Origin of the sequence: Myxococcus qinghaiensis (genome assembly GCF_024198215.1) — a bacterium.
In the GTDB taxonomy this organism is placed as follows: Bacteria; Myxococcota; Myxococcia; order Myxococcales; family Myxococcaceae; genus Myxococcus; species Myxococcus qinghaiensis.
On sequence record NZ_JAKCFA010000012.1, the window covers coordinates 224,425 to 245,495 of the forward strand.

The 21,071-nt window shown below is 68.1% G+C and carries 22 protein-coding genes; 12 read left to right on the plus strand and 10 right to left on the minus strand.

From position 1 onward, the window contains the following. Positions 1 to 11: 11 nt before the first annotated feature. Together LZ199_RS23680 and LZ199_RS23685 are read right to left on the minus strand one after the other, a co-directional pair. Positions 12 to 497 carry a DUF2267 domain-containing protein gene (locus LZ199_RS23680; protein WP_253996007.1) on the minus strand — a complete coding sequence of 162 codons (486 nt, stop codon included), beginning with the start codon at positions 495 to 497 and terminating at the stop codon, positions 12 to 14. A gap of 86 nt (positions 498 to 583) precedes the next feature. Continuing rightward, the gene (locus tag LZ199_RS23685) at positions 584 to 1,372 is read right to left on the minus strand and encodes a DUF4190 domain-containing protein (RefSeq protein ID WP_253996008.1); all 789 of its coding nucleotides are present in this window, start codon (positions 1,370 to 1,372) and stop codon (positions 584 to 586) included. Between the two features lie 194 nt (positions 1,373 to 1,566). Between LZ199_RS23685 and LZ199_RS23690 the strand changes: the two genes are divergently transcribed. Next, entirely contained in the window at positions 1,567 to 2,973 is a 1,407-nt protein-coding gene (locus tag LZ199_RS23690; protein ID WP_253996009.1) for a M16 family metallopeptidase, read from the plus strand. Beyond that, positions 2,973 to 4,490, plus strand: coding sequence for an insulinase family protein (locus tag LZ199_RS23695; RefSeq protein ID WP_253996010.1), 1,518 nt, complete (start codon positions 2,973 to 2,975; stop codon positions 4,488 to 4,490). Before LZ199_RS23690 ends, LZ199_RS23695 begins: the two co-directional genes overlap by 1 nt. A gap of 60 nt (positions 4,491 to 4,550) precedes the next feature. Here the strand turns inward: LZ199_RS23695 and LZ199_RS23700 are convergent, their stop codons facing one another. From LZ199_RS23700 to LZ199_RS23725, 6 genes are all read right to left on the minus strand, one after another. Beyond that, positions 4,551 to 4,871 (minus strand): hypothetical protein, encoded by a 321-nt coding sequence (locus tag LZ199_RS23700; RefSeq protein WP_407667235.1) that lies wholly within the window; start codon positions 4,869 to 4,871, stop codon positions 4,551 to 4,553. Between the two features lie 116 nt (positions 4,872 to 4,987). Next, positions 4,988 to 6,718 carry an alkaline phosphatase D family protein gene (locus LZ199_RS23705; RefSeq protein WP_253996011.1) on the minus strand — a complete coding sequence of 577 codons (1,731 nt, stop codon included), beginning with the start codon at positions 6,716 to 6,718 and terminating at the stop codon, positions 4,988 to 4,990. Between the two features lie 140 nt (positions 6,719 to 6,858). Further along, a complete protein-coding gene (locus LZ199_RS23710) occupies positions 6,859 to 7,863 on the minus strand; it encodes an alpha/beta fold hydrolase (protein ID WP_253996012.1) in 1,005 nt (334 codons plus the stop codon). 152 nt (positions 7,864 to 8,015) lie between these two features. Then, positions 8,016 to 9,251: an MFS transporter gene (locus LZ199_RS23715; protein WP_253996090.1), complete on the minus strand. Its 1,236-nt coding sequence runs from the start codon at positions 9,249 to 9,251 to the stop codon at positions 8,016 to 8,018. A 269-nt stretch (positions 9,252 to 9,520) separates the two neighbouring features. Beyond that, complete coding sequence (locus LZ199_RS23720) at positions 9,521 to 11,446, minus strand: CapA family protein (protein WP_253996013.1); 1,926 nt, start codon at positions 11,444 to 11,446, stop codon at positions 9,521 to 9,523. Between the two features lie 147 nt (positions 11,447 to 11,593). Beyond that, positions 11,594 to 12,100 carry a DoxX family protein gene (locus LZ199_RS23725; protein ID WP_253996014.1) on the minus strand — a complete coding sequence of 169 codons (507 nt, stop codon included), beginning with the start codon at positions 12,098 to 12,100 and terminating at the stop codon, positions 11,594 to 11,596. A gap of 205 nt (positions 12,101 to 12,305) precedes the next feature. Here LZ199_RS23725 and LZ199_RS23730 point away from each other — a divergent pair, with 205 nt between their 5' ends. From LZ199_RS23730 to arsN2, 5 genes are all read left to right on the plus strand, one after another. Further along, on the plus strand, positions 12,306 to 13,265 hold the full coding sequence (locus LZ199_RS23730) for a hypothetical protein (RefSeq protein ID WP_253996015.1): 960 nt from the start codon (positions 12,306 to 12,308) through the stop codon (positions 13,263 to 13,265). Positions 13,266 to 13,330: 65 nt separating this feature from the next. Next, the gene (locus tag LZ199_RS23735; protein ID WP_253996016.1) at positions 13,331 to 13,726 is read left to right on the plus strand and encodes an ArsR/SmtB family transcription factor; all 396 of its coding nucleotides are present in this window, start codon (positions 13,331 to 13,333) and stop codon (positions 13,724 to 13,726) included. Positions 13,727 to 13,733: 7 nt separating this feature from the next. After that, complete coding sequence (gene arsB / locus LZ199_RS23740; protein WP_253996017.1) at positions 13,734 to 14,804, plus strand: ACR3 family arsenite efflux transporter; 1,071 nt, start codon at positions 13,734 to 13,736, stop codon at positions 14,802 to 14,804. Next, a complete protein-coding gene (locus LZ199_RS23745; RefSeq protein WP_253996018.1) occupies positions 14,801 to 15,202 on the plus strand; it encodes an arsenate reductase/protein-tyrosine-phosphatase family protein in 402 nt (133 codons plus the stop codon). Before arsB ends, LZ199_RS23745 begins: the two co-directional genes overlap by 4 nt. Then, on the plus strand, positions 15,199 to 15,642 hold the full coding sequence (gene arsN2 / locus LZ199_RS23750; RefSeq protein ID WP_253996019.1) for an arsenic resistance N-acetyltransferase ArsN2: 444 nt from the start codon (positions 15,199 to 15,201) through the stop codon (positions 15,640 to 15,642). Before LZ199_RS23745 ends, arsN2 begins: the two co-directional genes overlap by 4 nt. Before the next feature lie 4 nt (positions 15,643 to 15,646). On the opposite strand, the gene LZ199_RS23755 is transcribed toward arsN2, so the two are convergent. Further along, positions 15,647 to 16,462 (minus strand): tRNA1(Val) (adenine(37)-N6)-methyltransferase, encoded by an 816-nt coding sequence (locus tag LZ199_RS23755; protein ID WP_253996020.1) that lies wholly within the window; start codon positions 16,460 to 16,462, stop codon positions 15,647 to 15,649. Positions 16,463 to 16,545: 83 nt separating this feature from the next. On the opposite strand from LZ199_RS23755, the gene LZ199_RS23760 reads away from it, so the two are divergent. Next, positions 16,546 to 17,610: a DUF2169 family type VI secretion system accessory protein gene (locus tag LZ199_RS23760; protein WP_253996021.1), complete on the plus strand. Its 1,065-nt coding sequence runs from the start codon at positions 16,546 to 16,548 to the stop codon at positions 17,608 to 17,610. 110 nt (positions 17,611 to 17,720) lie between these two features. On the opposite strand, the gene LZ199_RS23765 is transcribed toward LZ199_RS23760, so the two are convergent. Then, positions 17,721 to 18,515, minus strand: a complete 795-nt coding sequence (locus LZ199_RS23765; protein ID WP_253996022.1) for an Imm49 family immunity protein — start codon at positions 18,513 to 18,515, stop codon at positions 17,721 to 17,723. A gap of 103 nt (positions 18,516 to 18,618) precedes the next feature. On the opposite strand from LZ199_RS23765, the gene LZ199_RS23770 reads away from it, so the two are divergent. Genes LZ199_RS23770 through LZ199_RS23785 form a run of 4 tightly spaced genes read left to right on the plus strand, consistent with a single transcriptional unit; the run spans position 18,619 to position 21,063 of the window. After that, the gene (locus tag LZ199_RS23770; RefSeq protein ID WP_253996023.1) at positions 18,619 to 19,491 is read left to right on the plus strand and encodes an MXAN_0050 family toxin nuclease; all 873 of its coding nucleotides are present in this window, start codon (positions 18,619 to 18,621) and stop codon (positions 19,489 to 19,491) included. 18 nt (positions 19,492 to 19,509) lie between these two features. Next, the gene (locus LZ199_RS23775) at positions 19,510 to 20,094 is read left to right on the plus strand and encodes an imm11 family protein (protein WP_253996024.1); all 585 of its coding nucleotides are present in this window, start codon (positions 19,510 to 19,512) and stop codon (positions 20,092 to 20,094) included. A gap of 29 nt (positions 20,095 to 20,123) precedes the next feature. Next, complete coding sequence (locus LZ199_RS23780; protein ID WP_253996025.1) at positions 20,124 to 20,708, plus strand: MXAN_0049 family immunity protein; 585 nt, start codon at positions 20,124 to 20,126, stop codon at positions 20,706 to 20,708. Between the two features lie 7 nt (positions 20,709 to 20,715). After that, on the plus strand, positions 20,716 to 21,063 hold the full coding sequence (locus tag LZ199_RS23785) for a hypothetical protein (RefSeq protein ID WP_253996026.1): 348 nt from the start codon (positions 20,716 to 20,718) through the stop codon (positions 21,061 to 21,063). The last annotated feature ends 8 nt before the right edge of the window (positions 21,064 to 21,071 follow it).

Below are 21,071 nucleotides of genomic sequence, written 5' to 3' on the forward strand. Positions count from 1 at the left end.
ACACGTCTGGTTCACACCTCCGGAACCCACAGCGCGCGCAAGTCCGCGGGGAGCTGGCCAATCACTTCATCCGTCTCGCCCTCGGAGACATGCTCGCGCACCGTGGCGAACACGGCCCTCGTGAGGCGCTCCGCTTCGTTCGGTGTCGTGTCCAAATCGTCGGCGACCATCTGGATGAACTCCAGCATCTTGAACTTGCGGGGAGGCAGGCCCTCGTGTCGTGGGCAGCGTTGCAAAAGGTCCCTGACCTTCTCGGGAAGCTGCGCCTCCAGGTCCTTCACCTCTCCGCCCATCAATCGCTGCTCCAGCGTGCACAGCACCGACTCCGCCGCCCGTTCCGCGAGCGGACGGTCGACGCCCGCCCTCGCCTCCAGGTCCTTCAAGAAGAACGAGTACGTCCGCGCCGTCCGCGACTCGTGCCGCTTCGCGCGGAGCTCCTCCGTCGACGTGCTCGGGCGCTCGCCTGCCTCTTCCCGTCCCTCGTTTTCATTCGCCATGTCGTGGCCTCCCACCTCTCACCGTGGGCACCTTGGCCATGGAAGGCACCACACCCCCCGCGCGCGCCGGGGCGGCGAGCCGGCACTCAGGCGGGAAGCCGCTCCAGCAGGCCCTTCATCAGCGGCCCCAGCACCAGCACCCACAGCGCCATCCCTCCCGCGCCCAGCAGCATGCCCGCCAGCGCCTGCCACCCCCGGCCGATGGGAGGCCTCGCCCGCGCATCCACCTTCCGCAACGCGAGAGCCCCCAGGACCACCGCCGGCGGACCGAACAACGGAAAGAAGAACGACGCGAAGCCCATCGACAGCGCATGCCTCGCCAACGGGTTGTTCACGCGCAAGTCCCACAGCCGCCGCAGCTCCTTCTCCGACACGTCCACCCGGAAGAAGAGTCGGCTCCTCGGGTCGAGGAAGATTTGCAACGCGGTGACGAAAAGCAGGAACCCACCCACCAACATCACCGGGCCGAACAGCGCCATGCCCACCAGGCCCGCGACCACCGGCGTGAACACCAGCGCCGTCCTCGCCCAGCGCTGCCCCAGGTAGAACGCCCCACCCACGCCCGCGGAGCCGAGCATCACCAGCGCCAGCCGCCACTCACCCTCGACGAACGCCGTCAGCACCCCCGCGAGCAGCACGAGCGTCCCGCCCCCCACCAGCCACGCGTTCGTGTCGCGCCGCCCCCAGAGCTTCAGTCGGAAGACCTCCAGGTAGTTCACCTCCGGGCGCAGCGAGCAGGCCGCGCAATACAGCACGCCCATCACCCACGTGGTGCACGCCTCGCAGACGAAGCCGCCGCAGCGCTGACACGTCGCCCCCGCGTCCACCTCCGGGTGGACCGCGCAGCGAGGCGTGACGCCGACAGGGGAAACCATGCACTCCAGTGTCTCATGGAGCGTCTCGCGCGGGGACACGAGTCAGCCGACACCTCGCCCCCCACCGAGGCGGCCCTCAACAGTTGTCACCCGCCACCCATTCCGACTGTCATTCCTTGCCCACCCGGCGAGGGACGCGTGCTAAGCGCGAGGTGAGTCCCTGGCACGGAAGCCCCGGAGGAACCTTGTCCCGAATGAAGGCCCTCGTCGCCGCAGCCCTCGTCGTCTTCGGGCTCCCGGCACTCGCTCTCTCAGCACAAGAGGCGAAGCCGCTGGAGCCCGGTCGCGAAGCGCTCGCCATCCCCTACGAGAAGTACACGCTGCCGAACGGACTGGAGGTCATCCTCTCCGTCGACCGCAAGCTCCCCGTCGTCTCCGTCAACATCTGGTACCACGTCGGCGCCTACCACGAGCAGCCCGGCCGCACCGGCTTCGCCCACCTCTTCGAGCACATGATGTTCCAGGGCTCGCGCAACGTGGCGGATGACGTGCACATCCCCATGCTGGAGCAGCTCGGCGCCACCGACCTCAACGGCACCACCAGCTTCGACCGCACCAACTACTTCGAGACGGTGCCCACCCACCACCTGGAGACCGCCCTCTGGCTGGAGAGCGACCGCATGGGCTTCCTGCTCGACGCGCTCACCCCGGAGAAGCTCGCCACCCAGCGCGAGGTGGTGAAGAACGAGCGCCGCCAGGGCACGGAGACCGCCCCCTATGGCCTCGCCCGCGAGGCGGCCTGGCACGCCCTCTTCCCCCTGCCGCACCCGTACCACGGGGACGTCATCGGCTCGATGAAGGACCTGGACGCCGCCACGCCGGACGACGTGAAGGCCTTCTTCCGCCAGTGGTACGCGCCCTCCAACGCCACGCTCGCCGTCGTCGGTGACTTCGACGTGGCCAAGACGAAGGCCCTCATCGAGAAGTACTTCGGCTCGCTGCCCAGCCACCCCAAGCCGACGAAGCCCGAGGTCGCCTCGGTGAAGCTCTCCAAGCCCGTCGTCCTCCGCCAGGAGGAGCGCGTGGCCACGCTGCCCCTCTTGTCCATCCAGTGGCTGACGCCCGGGTACTTCGAGGACGGGGACGCCACCGCGGACGTGGTGGCCACGGCGCTCGGCACCGGCAAGGCGAGCCGCCTCTACCGCCGCCTGGTGCTCGACAAGCAGCTGGCCCAGAGCGTCAACGTCACCCAGCAGAGCCAGGGCGCGCAGTCCGTCTTCACGCTCGACGTGGTGGCGCGGCCTGGCGTGTCCACGGACGCGCTGCTGAAGGAAGTGGACGCGGTGCTCGAGGACATCCGCCGCAACGGCATCACCCCGGAGGAAATCCAGCGCGCCCGCACCCGCTATGACACGCGCACGCTGGCGGGCCTCCAGTCCATCGGCGGCTTCGGTGGCAAGGCGGACGTGCTGCAGAGCTACAACCACTTCGTCGGCGAGCCCAGCTACGTGGCGCAGGACCTGGCGCGCTACGAGACGGTGACGCCCGAGTCCGTGAAGCTCTTCACCCGCGACACGCTGCGTCCCGATGCTCGCGTCATCCTCCACGCCGTGCCGCCCGCGCGGAAGCAGGCACCCGTCGAACCGAAGGAGCGCCACTGATGCGCCGCCTCATCACCGCCCTCGTCACCGTCTCGCTCGCCGGCTGCGCCAGCCAGCAGAAGCCCGCGACGTCCGAGCCCCAGGACACCTCCGCGCCTCAGGCCCCGAAGCCCGCGACGCCCGCAGACGCGGAGGCCTTCCGTGCGACGCCGCCCCCGCCTGGCAAGCCGCCGGAGCTGGTGCTGCCCACCTTCCAGAAGGCCACGCTCGACAACGGGCTCACCGTGCTGGTGAGCACCCGGCGTGAGCTGCCGCTCGTCTTCGCGGGCCTCACCTTCGCGGCGGGCAGCGCGCAGGACCCGGTGGGCAAGAATGGCCTGGCCGACCTGACGTACCGGATGCTGCTGGAGGGCGCGGGCACGCGCGACACGGTGGCGCTGGACAACGCCTTCGCGGACCTGGGCGTATCGCCCTTCCAGGAGGTGTCACCGGACGGCGCGCAGGTGGGCGTGCGCGTGCTGACTCGCAACGTGGACGCCGCGCTGGCGTTGCTGGCGGACGTCACCCTCCGGCCCACCTTCGCGCCCAAGGCCTTCGAGCGGCGCAAGAAGCAGCAGCTCGCGGACCTGGTGCGCCGCCTGGGGCAGCCCACCGCGCTGGGGCAGATTGTCTTCCTGTCCTCCGTCTTCGGGAACACGCACCCGTACGGGCACTCGTCGGTGGGCATGCCCGACTCCGTGCAGGCGCTCACGCTGGAGGACGTCCAGGGCTTCTACAAGAAGCACGCGGGCCCGGCCGCCGCGGCGCTCGTGCTCACGGGTGACATCACCCTGGACGAGGCCGTGGCCTTCGCGAAGCAGCACTTCGGCGCCTGGAAGGCTCCGGCGACTCCGCCGCCCGCGCCGCCCGCACCGCCCGCGCCCGCGCGACAGTTCGTTCACGTGGTGCCCAAGCCCGGCCTGGACCAGACGGTGATGATGCTGGGCCGTCCCGCCATCGCCGCGGGCAATCCGGACGAGTACTCGCTGGAGCTGGCCACCACCGTGTTCGGCGGTTTCTTCGGCAGCCGACTCAACATGAACCTGCGCGAGGCCAAGGGCTACAGCTACGGCGCGGGAGCGAGCACGGACCCGCGCCTGGGCGTGGGACCGCTCACGGCCTATGCGTCGGTGCGCGCGGACGCGACAGGACCCGCGCTCAACGAGGCGATGGGAGAGGTGACGGGCCTGAAGTCGCGGCCCATCACCGAAAAGGAGCTGGCCGCCGCGAGAGAGGGCCTCATCCGCGCCTTCCCGGGGGCCTTCGAGTCGGTGGAGGGACTGGGCTCCAGCGCCTCACAGCTCTACCGCAAGCGCCGGCCGCTGGATGAGTTCAACCGCACCGTGGAGGGGCTGCGCGCCGCCACCGCGGCCGACGTACAGCGCGCGGCCGAGAAGTACCTGGACCCGGCCACCCTGCAAATCATCCTGGTGGGAGACCCGTTGGTCATCCAAGAGCAGGTGTCCGGGCTCAACCTGGGCAAGCTGATGGCGGTGGAGCCCGACACGCAGCCGGGCAGCGCCAGCGCGCAGCCGTAGTCCGTGAAGAAACCCGGCGCGTCGTCACACAGACGCGTCGGGCCTCGGGTACGCAGGGCGTCAGTCCTCCTCTTCGACCTGGCGCTCCAGGGCCCGCTCGCGTCCCTGGCGCTCGCGCTCCAGTTCGTCCGCTTCGTCGATGGGGCTGCGGATGTCGGGCACGTCGCCGCCGACGGGGGCGTCGCTGTCGAGCGCGAACTTCTGCTCCTGGGTGCTGTGGATGGAGTCCGCGGCGTAGAGGGGCAGGGTGTCATCCGCCTCCAGGCCTCGCTCCACGCGGTCCTTCGCGAAGGACGGCTTGTGGCCGCCACCCTTCGAGGGGTCGTTCTTCTTGCTGCCCGTGGCCATGTCGCGCTCCTCGTCGAAGGGCGCGGAGTGCATCCCCACGCCGACTCCACACAGGGCTCAATGTCGGAGCGACGCCAGCGCGCACCAAGCTCCATGCGACGACAGCGGGGCCCGCCCGCATGGCCGCCTGGCGAGGTGGCGCCTCGGGACTAAGACAGCGTCGCGTCGAGCGGTGACGACTTCGGCGGAGGCTCCACCACCACCTGCATGGACAGCGACGTGTGCTCGGCCTCCCAGCGCAGCCACAGCTTCGGACGCGAGACTTTCGAGCGCGCGGGCTCCACCCTCAATGACAGCCAGTTGCGCTCGCGCAGGTAGCGGCTCTTGCCCACCGGGAGCATCTCCGTCTGCATGTATGACGGCAGGTCATCCACCGACTCCTCCGACAACAACCGCATCCCCATGAACTGGAGCATGTTCGGCGGCGGGTGGACGATGCCCGAGGACGTCACCTGCTCAATCGCCGCCTCCGCGAGGCCCGCGGGGATGTGCTCGGGGTTGCGCGAGCGGATGAGCCCTCGCGCTCCCACGTGCACGTCCCCGGACACCACCGTCACCGCGCAGCAGGACATCTTCGCGAGCTGCAGCAGGTCCACCATCAACCGGATGCGCTCGCCGCGATGCACGACGGACTCCCACTGGTCCAGCATGTCGTCGTGCAGCTCCGTGTCGCCGCCCACCGTCTCCACCGACGGCCCGAAGCGCAGGTGCACCAGCGGAATGGAGGACAGCACGATGACGTGCCTCGGCTTCGCCCCCGCGTCCTTCGCGTGCTCCTGTCGCCATGCATCCAGCGCGGCCCATTGCTCCGGGCTCATCACCTGGTGCGCCATCTTCCCGTTCACTTGTCGCCGGTACGTGCGCCCGCTGCGCAGGTCCAACGCCACCAGGTCCACGTCGCACTGCTCCCCCGCGAAGCGCAGCGTCTGGAGATAGTGCGCGTCACAGGGCTTGCGCCTCGCGGGCTTCTTCTCCTCTGTCTTCAGCCCGCCCAACTGGAAGGCCTCGAAGGCCAGCGCGGCGGCGCTGTAGAGGGACTCGAACCACTCGCAGGACTGCAGGGCCTCGTGCGAGCCCCAGCCGTCGAAGATGTCGTGGTCATCCCAGGTGAACAGGCCCGGCACCCGCGCCAGCATGGGCGCGATTCCCGCCGAGCCGCTCCACCGCTCGCAGTACAGCTCCACGTAGCGCGCCAGCATCTGCTCGTGGAAGCCCGGCGGCGGCCCGAAGTCCCTGTCCAACTTCTGCTCCAGCTCCCGCTTGCGGAACTCCACCAGCGGCTCATGGTCCAGGAGCGAGTCCGCGTACACCTGGTCTCCACCGCCGAGCAGCAGCTCGAAGCCGCCCTCCTTCGGCTCCTCGTGCTGGGCCAGCATGTCCGACCAGCAGCCGAAGGGCCGCTTCATCCGCATCACCGAGCCCCACGTCTTCGCGTCGCTGGCGCCGTTGCAGGAGAAGAAGGCCGCGCGAGGCAGGGCGCCCTTCGCGGGCACCACCACCGTCCTCACGTCCTCCCCGCTCCACGGCTTCACCGGGTTGCCGGGCGCGGCGAAGTCCACCTGCGACAGCGCGGGGCAGCCCTCTCCGGCCTCGAAGCGGTACGTCACCCGCGTGGGCGAGTCCTCGCGGGAGAGCGTCACCTCCCACCGCCACAGCACCCCCGCGGCCTGGCCCGCCAGCGCGGAGAAGTCCGCCACCGAGCGGGGCGGAGCCTGGACGGCCTCCGTCAGCTCCGTGCCGTCCAGGCGCTGGAAGCGAAGCTTCAGGGGCGGGGGGCGCGCGGGGTCCGAGTCACCGAGGTACAGGTTCACGAAGAAGGACCACGTGTCCCAGGACGGCTGGTTCCTCGCGTACAGCATCGGCCCGAGCAGCTTCTTCATGTGCTCCCCCCGTCTGCGCCAGGGCCGCAAGCCCCGGATTCGCGGACTCTAATCCGGAACCCGGAGGCCTGGAGCCCATGCGGGGAGTGTGTCTGGCGTCCCCAAGTTACCCACAGCCCCGGAGGGTGGGCGAGGCGGGCCTACTTCGCGAGGAAGTCGAGCACGGCGGCGTGGAACTTCTCGGGGGCCTCGAAGTGGGGGATGTGGCCCACGGCGGGCAGCTCCACCAGGGTGGCCTGGGGAATCGCCTGGGCGGTCTTCTTCCCCAGCTGGGGGTACTGGCCGAGCGTCGCGGCGACGGAGGCGGGCACCTTGCCTCGGCCGATGAAGGTGCGGTCCTCCAGGCCGATGACGACGAGGGTGCGCGGCTTCACGAGCGGGAACTCGTGGGACACGGGCTGCTCGTAAATCATTTGAGACGTCGCGGCGGCCACGCGGGCCAGGCGCGGGTACTCGGCGCTGAGCGTCTGGCGGTAGAGCACCTGGACCCAGACGTCGTACTCGGGCTTCCACTTCACGTAGTACGTCTCGTGGTACTTGCGCGTGGACGCCTCCGTCACGGCGAGCTGCTCGCGGTAGTACGCCTCCGTGGGCTGCCAGGGCACCTTCTCGCGGTAGTCCTCCAAGCCGATGGGGTTCTCCAGGATGAGCCGCTCGGTGGTCTCCGGGTACATGAGGGCGAAGCGCGTGGCCACCATGCCGCCCATGGAGTGGCCCAGGATGACGGCCTGCTTCACGCCCAACGTGTCGAGCAGCTGCTTCGTCAGCGAGGCGAGCGTGTGGAAGCTGTAGTGGATGTCCGGCTTGGAGGAGCGGCCGAAGCCGAGCTGGTCCGGCGCGACGACGCGGTAGCCCGCCGCGGTGAGGGCGCGGAGGGTCGCCTCCCAATACGCGCCGAAGAAGTTCTTGCCGTGCAGCAGCACCACGGTGCGGCCGTTGGCGCGCGCGGTGGGCTTCACGTCGAGGTAGGCCATGCGCACGTCCTGGCCCTCCACCGTCAGGGGGAGCAACTGCACGGGGAAGGCGGAGGGCAATCCCTCCAGCGCGGTGCCGAGCGGCTCGGCGCCTGTCTTCGTCTGGGCGAGGACGGGCGGGGCCGACAGCAGCAGGGCAGTCAAGGCCAGGAGGGAGGGACGGACGGACATGAAGAGGGCTCCTCTTGGGAAGGGGAGTCCGTGTGTAGCGCGCGAGGCGCGAGGGCGCAGGGCCTTTGAGACCTGAACCGACCTTCATGTCTGGAGGTGGACCTCGGGTACACCCTCATCGTGGAGGGCGCGGGCACGGCAGGTGCGGGAGGTCAGCTCGGGGAGCGCTCGAAGCTGCGCGGGCTGAGCAGGCGCAGCGTGAGCACCAGGGCGAGGAACAGGACGCTGGCGCAGATGGTGACGAAGCGCAGGCCCACGCGGTCCGCGAGCGCGCCCTGGGCCCAGACCCCCGCCGCGTACGCGCCGCCGAGCACCATGCTGTACAGGCTGCTCACGCGCGCCTGGAGCTCGCGAGGGACGCGCGCGGTGGCGAAGGCGTGCAGGCCGCTCATCAGCGTGAGGTAGTTGGCGCCGAGCACGAAGATGCCTGCGGCGGCCACCGTCAGCGTGGGCGACATCCAGTAGAGCGCTGACACGGCGCCGATGGACAGGGCGGCGAAGCCCAGCAGCTTGCGGTGCCCGAGCGAGTCCGCGAGCGTGCCCACGAGCACGGCGGCCACCACGGCGCCCGCGCCCTGGCAGGCGACGAGCAGCGACGTGGCGGCGGCGCCTTGTCCGAAGACGTTGATGGCGAAGACAGGCACCAGGCCGATGAACGGCGCCACCAGCGCGGCGACGAAGAGCGTGCCCCAGAGCACCAGGGAGATGTCCTCGTCCGTGCGCGCCACGGAGATGCCTCGGGTGATGCCGGCCCAGAGGCTCTCCACCGTGCGCGGGGTGTCACGCACGGGCATGCTCACGCGCGACAGCGCCACGAGCACTCCGACGAAGGACAGCGTGTTGACGAACAGCGCCCACGGCGGGCCGCCGGCCTGGAGCACCAGCGCCGCGAGCAGCGGGCCCATGATGCGCCCCAGGTTGTACTGCGCCGAGTTGAGGCTCATGGCGCTGTGCAGGTCGCGGGGTGGGACGAGCTCCGCGAGCATGGCGGAGAAGGCCGGATAGGTGAGCGTGTTCGCGCAGCCGTTGAGCAGCGTGACGACGCCGACGATGGGCACGCTGAGGTGGCCGGTGAACGCGAGCACCGTGAGCACGGCGGCCAGCGCGAGCTGCACGGCGGTGCCCACCGCCACGTAGGCGCGACGGTCGAAGCGGTCGGCGAGCGCGCCGCCCAGGGGCGACAGCAACAGCGAGGGAAGATAGGCGAGGGCGACGATGCCGCCGGTCCACTCCGCGCGGCCCGTCACCTGCGTGACGTACACGCCCATCGCCACCGTCTCCATCCAGGTGCCGATGTTGGAGATGAGCGCGCCCAGCCAGACCGCGAGATAGCCGGGATGCTCGAAGGCGCGAAGCGAGGAGAGCTGTGGCAGTCGAAGTGCGCGCACGGCGAGGTCCTTGTAACGCACGCGAGTGAAACGCGCCTCCGCGAGTCGCGTCATGATTGGTGCCGCAATCACGAGATCATCAGTGCGGCCAGCAGTCGGTCTTCAGCGTGAGTTCCGGTGACGCACAGCTCACACGCGCGGCGTGCGGCACAGTCGCCCGGGCATGTCCTGATACGGCGCATTCCAAGAAAGCCCGGCGATGAAACGCGTGGGCGTGGGTGTGCGGTTGTCGGGACAGCGGTGTTCTCGTGTGAAGGAGGGCGCGAGGTTCAGCGCGCGGAGACGGGGCCCTTGCCCGCGCGGCGGAGGGTGCCGTCCTCGGAGATGCGGGCGCCGGAGTCGGGGAAGTCCTCGGCGGTGAGGTCCTGCAGGAGCTTGATGACGGCGCCCTTCTCGTCGGGGACGGCGATGCCCTTGTCCACCTGCTTCGTGGCGAGGACGCGGCCGGCGGTGAAGTCACCCGCGCTGTTCAGCTCCACCTCCAGCACCATGCCGAGCCCCTGCGGGCCCTTGAGGTTGAAGCGGCCGTAGGTGGCGAAGTTGCCGAGCGAGTACGCGATGAGGCGGCCCTTGTAGAACTCCAGGCCGCGCACGACGTGGGGCCCGTGGCCGATGACGACGTGCGCGCCCGCGTCCACCACGGAGTGCGTGAAGGCGCGCAAGTCACCGCGGTCCTCGCCGAAGAACATCTCCCGACCGTTGGGGACGTGGAGCGCCTTGCCGCCCTCGGCGCCGCCGTGGAAGGAGACGATGACGATGTCGTGTTCGGCCGCCGCCGCGCGCACCAGCGCCGTGGCCGTGGCGGTGTTGTTGAGGTGGTTGCAGGAGGGCGACGTGTGGAAGGCCACCATGCCGATGCGCAGGCCGTTGCGGTCCACGGTGGCCACGGAGCCCGGGGGTCCGCTCCACGCGATGCCGAGCGCGTCGAGGGTGGCCTCCGTCTCGCGGCGGCACAGCTCGCCGAAGTCACCCGAGTGGTTGTTCGCGGTGGAGGCCAGGTCCACGCCCGCGTCCTTGAAGAACTGGCCGTAGGCGGTGGGCGAGCGGAACGCGTAGCAGTTGCCGGACGAGCGGCACTTGGTCGTCTTCCCGTTGTCGCAGAGGGGGCCCTCGACGTTCGCGAACGTGACGTCCGCGTCCTGCATCAAGGGGAGCACTCCCGCAATCACGCTACCGCCGCCATCGGGTGGCAGGTTGCCTTCGGGGATGGTGGTGCCGAGCATCATGTCGCCCACGGCGCGGATGCGCACCTTGGCGTCGGCGGGCGGGGGAGGACGGGTGCTGGGTTGCTGGGACTGGGAGAGCTTCGCCTGGAGGGCGGCCTGACCTCGGGCCTGGGCGAGCGCGGTGTCCAAATCCGCGTGCTCGGGGTCGAGCTTCTGGACCTCGGTCCACTGCGTGAGCGACTCCGCCCACTGGCCTTCGACGGAGTAGGCCCAGCCCAGCTCCCAGCGGCAGTCCACGCGAGTGGGCAGGGCCTTCACGCAGGCGGAGAGCTCGATGATGGCGGTGGCGGTGTCCTTCGCTTTGAGGGCCGCGAGGCCTCGGACATAGCGAGCCTCGGCTTCCTCGGGGGAGAGGACGAAGGTGGCGCCGGAGCCCAGTGCGAAGGCCGCGGCACGGAGGGCGCCCGCGCCGGCTCGGGCCGCCGCGTTGCCCAGGTCGGAGACGGTGCCCTGGGCGGGAGCGGGCTGCACGGTGGAAGGGGTGTCCGACGAAGAAGCCAGGGCCGGCTGAACCGTGGCGACGGGAGTGCCTCGAGCCAGCGCGGTGCCCGCGGCCTGCGTCCCCGTGCGAAGCGCGGTGGTGGCCACGGCGGAGGAAGACTCGCTCGCGGCGGAGCGCACGGAACCAGCGCCCACGCTCAACATCGCGGAGGCCACGTTCGAGTGAGCGGTGCCCACCACGGCCTTCACGGAACCAGCTCCCGCGCGCAACATCACGGAGGCCACGCTCGGATGATCCGCGCCCAGCACGGCCAGCGCGGATCCATCTCCCGCGCGCTTCGCGGCGCTCACGACCGAGGACTCCGTACCCAGCGCGGAGCGCACGGACTGGGAGCCGGCCGAGGTCAGCAGCTCGGCGCTCTCGGTGACGGACGCTGTGGAGAACTTGTGGGAGGGAGCGGGCTCGCGCGCCGGGGAGGAACCCGGCGAGGTGGCGAGCGCCAGCAGGACGAAGGCGGACGGAAGCATGGGCCCGCGCATCTTATGAGGCTCCAGGCCCTCCAGGGACAGCCCACATGTGCCCGCCCCATCAGCAGGCGGGCAGGCGACACACACACTCAGGCCCCGACGCTGGCATGTGCGTCACCGGGCACCCCCACTCCCCCTACGGGCCCCCTAGCCGAGCAGGTCCAGGAGCCAGGAACGACGCCGCTGGCGAGGCAGCAGCCTCAACCGACGCAGCTCCTTGCGCTTCACGCGCCCCTCCAGGGCGCTGTGCACCGACAGTTGCCCCGGTCCACGCAGCAGCAACCCGAGCGCGATGGCACACAGCGCGACGTTGAACTCGTACCCGCCCTTGGTGTTGTCGAAGCCCTTGGAGCCATGCACCTTCGCGATGGCGAAGGCCTGGGTGACGAGCACGGCCAGCGCGGCGGGTCGGGTGGCGAAGCCCAGGATGGCGCTCACGCCGGCGAGCACCTCCGTCACCCCCGTGGCCAGCACCAGGGGCCGGGCGGGAGTGAGCCCGAGCTGCTCGAAGAAGCCCGCGTGCTGCTCGGTGCCTTCCTTGCGCAGCTTGGCCAGCCCATGGACCACCATCGTCGAGCCCAGTGACAGGCGTGGAGGCAGCAAGGCCGCTGCCTTGAGGATGTCGGGTTGCTCGGTCAGCATCACCGCGTTCATGCCCTGTTCTCCTTGCTGGGGGGCCATGCATGGGCCCATCCGGGAAACCTGGGTACGTTGGGAACGGACTGGCCGAGTCGCACGCGCGGCCACATCCTCCTCCCTCGGTGACCAGGCGGGCTCACGGCCGCTCCACTCGACGCCTCACGGGTGGAGAGCCAGGCGGCTCGACCCGGAGCACGGCCGGCGCCAGACTGGTCCCTCCATGGCCCTCCGCGACGTGTTCCTGTCCCTGGCGTTGTCGCTGTCCGCCCCGGCCTTCGCGCAAGAAGGCGTCACCGTCAGCGTGCGCTGTACGGAGACGTGCACGGTGGTCTTCGACGGGAAGCGAGGGCGTCGAGTCAACGAGGCCCTCTGGGAGTTCCAGGGCATCACCCCGGGAGCCCGTCGGGTGGAGGCCACGGGAGTGCTCGGTCGCCCCCTGGCGAGCGGCTTCGCGGACATCCCCGACACGGCCCTGGCGACCGTCTACCTCGTCAGCAACCAGCGCATCGTCGTGCGCAAGGAGAGCACCACGTCACCCGGCACTCCCGAGTGGGTGGAGGGAACCGCGCGAGTCGCGCCTGGAGGCACCGAGAAGACCCCGAGCCCTCCCCCACCGCCACCGTCCACCGCGAAGAGCGTGGCCCTCGTGCGCTGCCTGGAGGCCTGCACGGTGATGCTCGACGAGCGCAGGGGAACACGGCGAGACGAACGGACCTGGGAGTTCCGGGACGTGGAGCCCGGCAAGCGCCGCGTGGAGGGCACCGCGGACCTGCTCAACCGGAAGCTCTTCGCCAGCTACGTCGACGTGCCCGCGGGCACGGAGGCCACCTACCAGGGTGACTCGAAGGGCCGGGTCATCCTCACGAAGCACAGAGCACTCGCGGACGTCGAGGAGGCGCGCACGCAAGCGGGACTCGCGGATGCATCGCGGCTCCATGTCCGCTGCCTCAAGTCCTGCGACGTGACGCTGGACGGTGCACGCAAGGGTGAAGAAGGAGGCTCGGGTGGACTCATCCAGGACGTGAAGCCAGGGCGGCGCGAGCTCGCGGTGACGTTCACCCTGGGCAAGCAGCAGCGCCGCATGACACTCGACGTGCCCTCGCGCAGCGAGGTGTTCATCACCGCGTCCGAGGGTGGCGGCCTCCAGGTGACGAACACGAAGCGCCTGGGCGCCGAGTAGCCGCGTCACCTGTCCGAGCCACCAGGCGCGCTTCGCCGCGTGACGCGGAAATCTCGATTGCCGACATGACGATATTCAAATATCGTCATGTCATCATGTCTGTCACCGCCTCGACTCTCGAAGTCCGTCCCCTGAGTCGGACCCTCAAGGCGCTGGGCGATGAGACGCGCCTGCGCATCATCGCGCTCCTGTCGCATTCGGAGCTGTGCGTCTGTCACCTCGAGCGCGCGCTCGACCTCCCTCAGTCCAACACCTCGCGGCAGCTCGCCGTCCTCAAGGCCGCGGGCCTCGTCGAGTCACGACGGGAAGGAAGCTGGGTGTACTACCGGCTCTCCCCTCAGTTGGATGCGCTGTGTGACTCCCAGGTGAAGGCCCTCGTCGCGGCCTTCGCTTCACGCGATGCGATTCGCCGTGAAGTGGCGCGACTCCTCAAGGCGTGTGGCCCCGATGCATGCACCTGAGGCCCCCATGAACTCGTTGACGGTCCCTGTCGGTATCGCCAGGAAGCTCTCCCTGCTCGACCGGCTGCTGCCCGTGTGGATTGTCGTGGCCATGGCGCTGGGCATCGGCCTGGGCCGAGCGTTCCCGGACCTGGGCACACGGCTCGACACGGTGAAGCTGGACACCGTCTCACTGCCCATCGCGCTGGGACTGCTGTGGATGATGTACCCGGTGCTGGCGAAGGTGCGCTACGGCGAGCTCGGGCAACTGAAGACGCGAGGCAAGCTCTTCGCCACCTCGCTGGTGCTCAACTGGGTCGTGGGCCCCGTGCTGATGTTCGCCCTGGCGTGGTTGTTCCTTCCGGACCTGCCCCACTATCGCAACGGCCTCATCCTCATCGGACTGGCTCGCTGCATCGCCATGGTCCTCATCTGGAACATGCTCGCCTGTGGAAGCAACGAGGTGGCCGCCGTCCTGGTGGCGCTCAACTCGGTGTTCCAGATTCTCTTCTACTCGGTGCTCGGATGGCTCTTCCTCACCGTCATCCCGGGGTGGTTCGGCCAGACGGGAGCGGTGTTCGACGTGTCGATGTGGAGCATCGCCCGGAGCGTGCTCATCTTCCTCGGGGTACCTCTCATCGCGGGTGCGCTGACTCGCGGCGTCCTCACGAAGTGGAAGGGCGAGGCGTGGTACGAGCAGCGCTTCCTCCCGCGCCTGGGACCCACCGCGCTGCTGGGGCTGCTGTACACCATCGTCCTCATGTTCGCGATGCAGGGCGAGAAGATGACGCGCCTTCCCCTGGACGTCGTTCGCATCTCCCTGCCGCTGCTCGTCTACTTCGCCATCATGTTCACGAGCGCCTTCTTCCTCTCGCGAAAGCTGGGCTTCAACTACGAGGAGACGGCCTCGCTCTCCTTCACCGCCGCGGGCAACAACTTCGAGCTGGCCATCGCCGTCGCGGTGGGTGTCTTCGGCATGGCCTCGGGCGAAGCGCTCGCGGGCGTGGTGGGGCCCTTGATTGAAGTGCCCGCGCTCATCGCCCTCGTCTATCTGTCGCTGTGGCTGCGGCGCAGACTCTTTCCGGAGGCCTCGACATGAACCTCGTCATCTTCGCCTGTATCCACAACGCGGGGCGCTCGCAGATGGCGGCGGCCTTCTTCAATGCGATGGCGGACCCCACCAAGGCACGGGCCCTGTCGGCGGGAACGAACCCAGGAACGCAGGTCCATCCCGAGGTGCGCGCCGCCATGGCGGAGGTGGGCATCGACCTGTCGACGGCTCGGCCCCAGCTTCTCACGGACGCGCTGGCGCAAGACGCCCAATGGCTCATCACCATGGGGTGTGGCGATGCGTGTCCTGTCGTCCCCGGGTTGAAGCGAGGCGACTGGCCCCTGGAGGACCCCAAGGGCAAGCCCGTCGAGCGGGTGCGCGAGATTCGGGACGAAGTCCGTGCCCGTGTGGTCGACTTCCTGTCCCGAGAGGAGTGGTCACGATGACTGTCACGCTGCGGCCTGCCCGACCCGAGGACCTGGGCCCTGTCGAAGCCCTGTTGAGCTCGGCGGGACTTCCACTCCAGGGAGTCGCACGGCACCTGCTTGGGTTCCTTGTCGCTGAACACGAGGGCGCCATCGTCGGGGCCGCCGGTCTCGAGGTGTACGCCACCGGCGCCTTGCTCCGCTTCGTCGTCGCCCCCGCGCGGAAGGGACAAGGGCTGGGCGCGGAGTTGATTCACCGGCTGGTCCAGAAGGCGGAGGCAGAGGGACTGGGCGCGGTGTTCCTGCTCACCACGACGGCGGAGGACTACTTCCCGCGCTTCGGGTTCACTCGCATCGAGCGAGCCAACCTCCCTCCCGAGTTCCAGGCTTCCGAAGAGCTTCGAGGCGCGTGTCCCGCCAGCGCCGTGGTGATGCGCCGCACCGCGCCTCCGGTCGGGTAGCCGCTCAGTCGCTCTCGCTCGGAGGCAGGGCCTGCTCCGCGAGGGGCGGGTCCATCAGCGCGGCGACCTCGGGCGAGTAGCCTCCAGGCCCGTCGCCATGGACGACGAGCGGCGGGCGCACGGTGAGGCCCCTGTCCCTGTCACGCAGGGCCTGCACGAGAAACCGTGTCGCGGGAGCATCCACGCGCGAGTGCACGAAGCGCAGGACGCGAGGATGCAGCTTCGCCTGGGCCAGCCACCCGAGCACCTCGGCCGCGCGCGCCGCGGGATACACCAGGCTCACCAGTCCCCCGGGAGCGAGCGCGTAGCGCGCAGCCGTGATGACGGCCTGGGCATCACAGGCCACCTCCGACTTGGAGATGGCGCGCTCGTCATCCGGGCTGCGCACTCCCGCGTCGGCGACTCGAAATGGAGGGTTCGACACGACATGGCCGTAGGCTCCACCGGAGACGAACTCCCGGATGCGACACAGGTCTCCGAGCACCGGCCGAACCCGGGCCTCACAGGCGTTGAGCGCCACGGCGCGAGTGAGCCGAGCGAACACCGCGGGCTGGAGTTCCAGCGCATCCACGGGCCCCAGGCCGAATTGTTTCACCAGGAGCAATGACACCACACCGCTGCCCGCGCCCAGCTCCAGGACAGGACTCGCCGGGCCCGTGGTGGACTCGGTGGCCGCGAAGTGCGCGAGCAGCACGGCATCCAGCGTGAACCGGTAGCCATTGCGTCGCTGAAACACGCGCACGCCCGCCGTGCCGATGGAGTCGAGCGTCTCGTCCGGACCGGGCTGGAGGTGGGAGGGTGTCACGGGGGATTCCAGCATGCTTGCATCCGCGTCGCACACGCGTCCACTCGGGTGGCCCTGCCGTCCTGTCACGCGCTCACGGGGACTGATAGAGATGAAACATGGGGCACCCGTCCACCGAGAACCGCACCCCCTTCATCTTCGAGCCCCTGTTCCTCACCGATGAGGTGCTGCGTCCCCTCTTCGTGCCCGTGGTGAAGGCCACGTTCGACTTGAAGCCTCGCGGCGCGCCGGTGCTCGCGGAGGAGCAGGCGCCCCTGATGGTTGCGGGTGAGCGCTGGGACGGAGAAGAGACGTCCAGCCCGCGCCTGGAGCCCGAAGGCGCGTTCACCAAGGTCGGCACGGACGTGGTGCTGCTGGGACACGCGCATGCGCCCAAGATGGGGACGCGCGAGCTGCTCGCGGAGCTGCATGTCGGGCCCATCCACAAGCAGGTGCGCGTGGTGGGAGACAGGACGTGGTTCAAGAGCCTGGGGGGTATCGGCATCACCCAGCCGCTCGCCTTCGAGCGCATCCCCCTGCGGTACGAGCGGTCCTTCGGGGGTTGGGACAAGAGCGGGCAGGACGCCGCGAAGCACACGTTCGAGCCTCGCAACCCGCTGGGCACGGGCTTCCGCGCCAGGGGGAGTCGATTCGAGGAAGGGCTGCGGCTGCCCAATCTGGAGTCGCCCGGTGAGTTGTTGAAGACATGGGGCCAGTGCCCGACGCCCATGGGGTTCGGCTTCATCGAGCCGCACTGGCAACCGCGAGCGTCCTACGCGGGGACGTACGACGACGCGTGGCGCAAGTCGCGCAGCCCGTTGTTGCCGAAGGACTTCGACCGGCGCTTCCTGAATGGCGCGCCCAAGGACCAGCTCGTCACGGAGTACCTGCGAGGTGGTGAGTCCGTGTTGCTAGGGAACGTGACGCCCGGAGGGGTGATGGGCTTCAAGCTGCCCGCGCTGACACCGCCACGAGTGCTGGCCCCGCGAGCACGAAACCTGGACGACGCGGACCTGGAGCTGAAGCTGGACACGGTCGTCATCGACACGGATGCGATGAAGCTGTTCCTCGTGTGGCGAGGCACGTTCGCCTTGCAGCGCGAGCCGACGGAGCTGCGCTCCATCCAGGTGACGTGTGATGGCGCGGAGGGGCTCGTTCCCGGGCAACCCGTCGGGACTGGGTGACGTCCGAGGGCGAGGAGAGACTCACTCGCAGACAGTCTCTTGGGCTGGGTGACGTGCGACGACGCGGCACGGTTCGTCCCCATGCAACCCATCGCCAAAGGTGACGCTGGCTACTCCGCCGGAGTCGTCTGGAGGGCCCAGTCGCCCGTGTACGTCACCGTCATGGGCACGCGGGCGAGGGGAGGGCAGTAGCGGAAGCTGGTGTCCTCGGGAGCGATGCCGGCGCGCTCGGCCAGCCTCAACAGGGCGAGTCCTTCCAGCCAGATGAACCGATGTGGCGCGAAGGACGTCACGGGCGTCGACTGCGAGCGAGCGCGCTTCTCGATGTCGAGGCCATGTTCGAGACACGCGGTGGAGAAGGCCTCGGCGAAGGCGGTCCGGTCCGAGGAGGCCAGGGCCCGAGCGACGGCGACGCGACTGGCGTAGGGCTCCTTGCCCACCTTCTCCAGGGGAACGAGCACGCGCTCCAGGGCGACGGGCGAGGCGGGTGGGGTGCGCGCGAGGAGCTGGAGGGCGGAGGCCCAGAGGAACTCGTCCTCGTACTCGGCGCCCTGTTGCCACTGGGTGCTGGAGGCGGCGGCGACGGCCTCGGCCAGGGGGAAGTGGCCCGCGCCGAGGGCACCCAGGAGGGGGGTATTGCGCCGGGCGGGGGGAGGAGGGAGGCCGCGAGCCTCAAGGAGGAGGTGGAGGCGGCGAGCGTTCTCGGCCATCCGGCAGAGGTTGAGGAAGAACCCCTGGGGGTTGCCATCGACGAGCAGGGTGGCGACGGCGATGACGTGCAGGTCGAGGGTGATGCCGTCGAGCCGGGTCAGGAGACTGGGGCGGTCGGCACCGGGGTCGAAACGGCTCAGTCTTTCACCCAGTGAGTCAGCCGCGTCAGCGCGAAGGGAAATCAGGCGAGCCATGGGAGAAGTGCGGGTGAGCGTAGCCTGGAAACGAGCCTTCGGGCAGCATTGACGTCACGGGGTGGCGACCTTGCGCCAGCCTCGCTCCAGGGTGGGTGTGCGCATGAGCAACCTCAGTGCGAACGAGATGAACACGGCGCTGTCGCAGCGCCTCTTGGCCATCTTCGAGCGAAGCCGGGACCGGAAGTACGCGGCGGCCAAGGAGGCGAAGAAGAAGAAGCCGAAGCCGGCGGAGGAATCCGCGGACGACGCCGACCATGTCGACAGCAACGCGCAGCCGCGCGGGGTGCTCGGCAAGGACAACTACTATGCGCAGAACGGCTCGGACTACATCGCGTCGTTGGACGGGCGCGGCGTGTACCGGGTGTTCGACCATCCCCACCTGGATGAAATCCGGGACATGGTGCGCGAGACAGCGGAGTTCCCGGGAGGACCGCCGGAGAACTTCAATCCGGGGGCGAAGGACAAGGAGAAGAAACCCGCGCTCCAGAAGTACCCGTACGCATGGGAGGCCCACCACATCCTCCCGGGCTCGGCGTTCTATTACGAGCTGAAGAGCGGGCCTGCCTTCACGTACCAGCAGCTCCGGCTGATTCTCCAGTCCGAGTACAACCTGAATCACGGTCACAACATCATCATGCTTCCGGACCAGGCATGGGCAGTGCCGGTCCATGCGCTCCTGCAACACCCGGGTGACCATCCCAATTACACGCAGCAGGTGATGCGGGATATGAAAACCATCGCACAGAGAATTCAGGAGAAGATTGACTCCAATAGCGACCACAAACTGCTTGTGGTCGACATCTTCACCAAATTGAAGAATTTGGAGGACGACTATTGGAGAATGCTCGTGAAGTTGAGCCGGGCCGTAGTGGCAGCCGTCACCCAAGGTAAAGAGTACAAGCACCACCTCGTGCGCTATGCCCCCAAGGATTTGAAGGCAAAGAGTCGCTACGAGTGGGGTTCGCTCTATTAACAAAAGGAACTACTCATCATGAAATATTTCGTATTCAAAATCTCAGCTGAAGAAGCAGGGTTCATTGACGAGTATCCTCGTGGCAGCCCAGCCGATTGGAAATTTGAGAAAGGCATCAGCCTTTCCAAGGATTTTCCCACAGGTGGAGACGTTTCTTTCTCGGACAACTATCCCGATGACCGGAACCTCTACGACTTCCAGCCCAACCTGATGAGCGACCTCCTGGTTTCAGGACGAGCCCGCAAACTCATCGACTCGCTGGCGGTCTCAAACGCTGAATGGCTCCCCGTCGTCGTCAAGGACCACAAAGGCAACATCGTGGGTCCCGACTATGCCTTCCTCAATTTGCAGGGCGCCGAAGATGCCATCGACATGGAGCGCTCCGATTACAGAATGGACGCTATTGCCAAAGACCAAATTGATCGAGTCAACAATCTTGTTCTCAAGCCTGGAACCATCAGCCCTCAGGCCAAGATGTTCCGCTGCAAAGGATATCTCCGCCTCATCCTCATTCGTGAGGATGTCCACGCTGCTTTCGAGCAAGCTGGATTGACTGGCTTCAAGGTCTATGACGCCGAGGGTTGGGACGGTTTCGAACTCTGAGCCACTCAAGCCCTACGGCCATCACCCCTATGAAATACTTCGTCTTCAAGGTCATGGCGGTAGAAGCAGGGTTCATCGACGAGTATCCCAAGGGGAGCCCTACTGACTGGAAGTTCGATGAAGGCATCAGCCTTGCCAGGGAGTTCCCCATGGGCGGCGAGGTGTCCTTCTCCAAGAACTACCCCGATGATCGGAACCTCTACGACTTCCAGCCCAATCTGATGAGCGACCTCCTGGTTTCAGGGAGGGCTCGCAAGCTCATCGAGTCGTTGGAACTCACCAACGCCGAGTGGCTGCCCGTCGTCGTCAAGGATCACAAGGGCAATGTCGTTGGCCCCGACTACGCCTTCCTCAATCTACAGGGCGCTGAGCCTGCTATCGACATGGAGCGCTCGGTCTACAGGATGGATTCCCTGGAGAAAGACCAAATCGGCCGCGTCAAAAATCTAGTGCTCAAGTACGACGCCATCAGCCCTCAGGCCAAGATGTTCCGCTGCACCATGGAGCGCCGCCTCATCCTCATCCGTGAAGACGTCCATGCTGCCTTCGTCGAGGCGGGACTGACTGGTTTCAAGGTCTACAACGCTGAAGGCTGGAACGGCCTGGAACTCTGAAATCACCATGTTCGAAGCCAATTGCATTGAAGAACAGCCCGCTGACATCGTCGCTCGGGTCCTTGAGGAACAAGTGCCCTGCTTCGTCACGGCGCGCGAGGGAGTCCGTGGGGTCCTGCTTCCCCTGGACGAGGTCTACACCGAGGTCCTGGAACTGCATTCTCGCGTCATCGACGCACGGATGAAGGACCTGGTCCGACCGGGCAAGGACATGGCCATGTATTGCATCCAGGTCAGCCTTTCGGACGAACACGACGCCATCCGCTTCAGTGATGAAGAGGGGGGACCCGTCCTCGCACTGGTGGGCGCCATGCGCTTCCTGCGATGGATGGAAGAGTCCGAAGAGGAAGCATGAAGCGCGTT